The sequence below is a fragment of the Microcoleus sp. Pol12B5 genome, assembly GCF_036701335.1.
GTDB lineage: Bacteria > Cyanobacteriota > Cyanobacteriia > Cyanobacteriales > Microcoleaceae > Microcoleus.
The window spans coordinates 1-2,022 of sequence record NZ_JAUBQQ010000155.1; the positions used below are offsets into that span (position 1 = coordinate 1).

Annotated in this window: 2 protein-coding genes and 1 tRNA gene; all 3 read right to left on the reverse strand. The window is 45.0% G+C overall.

What is annotated here, in order from left to right:
• Positions 1-101: 101 nt before the first annotated feature.
• Positions 102-181: transfer RNA gene (locus QUA24_RS27140), tRNA-OTHER, on the reverse strand.
• A gap of 119 nt (positions 182-300) precedes the next feature.
• Positions 301-696, reverse strand: coding sequence for a hypothetical protein (locus QUA24_RS27145; RefSeq protein WP_333233518.1), 396 nt, complete (start codon positions 694-696; stop codon positions 301-303).
• A 35-nt stretch (positions 697-731) separates the two neighbouring features.
• Positions 732-2,022, reverse strand: a 1,291-nt coding sequence (locus tag QUA24_RS27150) for a DNA methyltransferase (protein WP_333233520.1), incomplete at its 5' end; no start/stop codon positions are given.

Below are 2,022 nucleotides of genomic sequence, written 5' to 3' on the forward strand. Positions count from 1 at the left end.
GTAGAACAAAATAACATAATGAGTTAAGATTGTGGTCTCATAAATGTATAATAACATAAAATTTATGAGACCACAATCTTGTAATACTTATAGTATTCAAAAGCCGCAAGCTGGAATTGAACCAACACCCACCCCCGCACATTTAGAGCGGTGGTCAGACTACCATTGTCACGATTGCGGCTGGCCCCATATTTAACGTCATGGGATAGACGGATTGACAGGGTTTACTGTCTCTCTGCAATTTAGTTACGTCTAAGAAGCAGATTTATGTTTTAAATATATCATATTAGCTATTAATTTTTATTCACCTTGCTTCTCTTGTTGTAACGGATAAACTTGATAAAACCAAGTCAAAAGTTCGTCTAAATTAGAAAACTTTTGACTTAGCGGATTGTCGTTTCGCGTCGCAAACAAAATACCCATGTACGATCGAACAAACCAGTCCGCGTCTCGCTCGTTGTCGATCGACTCGTGCCGGATTGGAATTTCCGCACCTTCGCCGTAAACTAGCTTGTAGGCAGCGTTGACTCGTTCGTTCGGCGACAGAAGTTGCCCTTCTGGCGGTTTGGGTACTTGGAATTGTGGCTCGATCAGCTGATCGGACTGCGGCACTTCTTTGGGATTGGGTTGCTCGATCGGCTCTTCCAAACTTTCTGGCTGCATGATGTTAGATGCTGTTTTGGTAGTTTTCTTCATGATATCTTTGTGATAATTTGCGTTAATTGTAACTTTTAATTAATGCGTTTGGCGGGAATACCTGTAAATTTCTCGAACCGTTGTAAAATAATTTCAGTGTACTCTAAAGAAAGTTCCATTCCAAAGACGGTTCGATCGCCTTCCATTCGTTCAGCGGCTATAATTGATGGAGCTGAACCCAAGAATGGGTCAAAAATTAGATCGTTAGATTGACCGTATTTCTCAAAAGCCCATTCGCATAATGCTATAGGTTTTTGCGTTGCGTGAACTCTTTTTTCGCTTTTTTCTGAGTCTTTAATGCAGCCATTCCACATATGCCTAAAGATTCGCACCGCAGAATCTTGATTTGTCCATGCTAATTCACAGTCAGCGAAGTCGCCTGAGTTTTCTTTATCCCAGACTATCCAACAACTAGAAGGTGGCAATTCACTTGCATAATGATTTGCACCCCACCAAAACTGATTAGCCATTTTATTGCAAATTTTAAATGCAGCAACCGCAGTCGCGATTGACGTATCACCAATAACGCAAGGTCTTGGAATACTTTGGATCGGCTTTTTTGACAAAGAGGAATCCGATCCAAAGGGTTTTGTCCTGTTTTTTGTTGGATCAAAATTAATTCCATAGGGAGCGTCAGCCCAAACCATCCCCACGTCGTCAAACCGATCGCCCAACAACTCCCGCACATTTTCTTCAACGGTCGAATCAGAACACATTATTCGATGTCGCCCTAGCGCCCAGATAGAGCCAAGTTCCACCCCTTCACGAACTTGAATACCTTCGGGAACTGTCGGATCGTCTTCCCCATATTCCGGTTCCGGTTCATTGTCTCCACCTTGCGCTAGTTGGCTCAATAACTCTTCTAAATTACTCTCACCAATGCTGACCGGAATCTCGTCATACTTGCTCAGTTCCTCTAACTCCGACAACAGCAACTCCTGATCGTACAGTTTCATCAAGTCGGCAACCGCAAAATTACCGCCCAACAGCGTCAGGTTGTTGTCGTCGAGCGCATAAGCCCGCGCGATCACCTCCGAGCTTGCCTCAACCCCAAACAACACGGGCAAACACCATTCCCCCGTCTCCGTATCTTGAGCAATCCCGATCGGCAAGTCATCGCCCCGTTCCTCCATCACCCGCAGCGCCTCAACCCGACCGTTCCCCGCTACTATACCCCCGCGTCCGCCGTTTAGGGTGGATTCCCATTTGGCAGCACTCTTGAATCCGTAACGCGCGATCGACTCAATACTCTGATCGAGGTTGTGCAGTTTGGCATTGTTGTCAAAAAGTTCGGCTTGAGAAATTGGGATGTATTTTAGGCTGAGT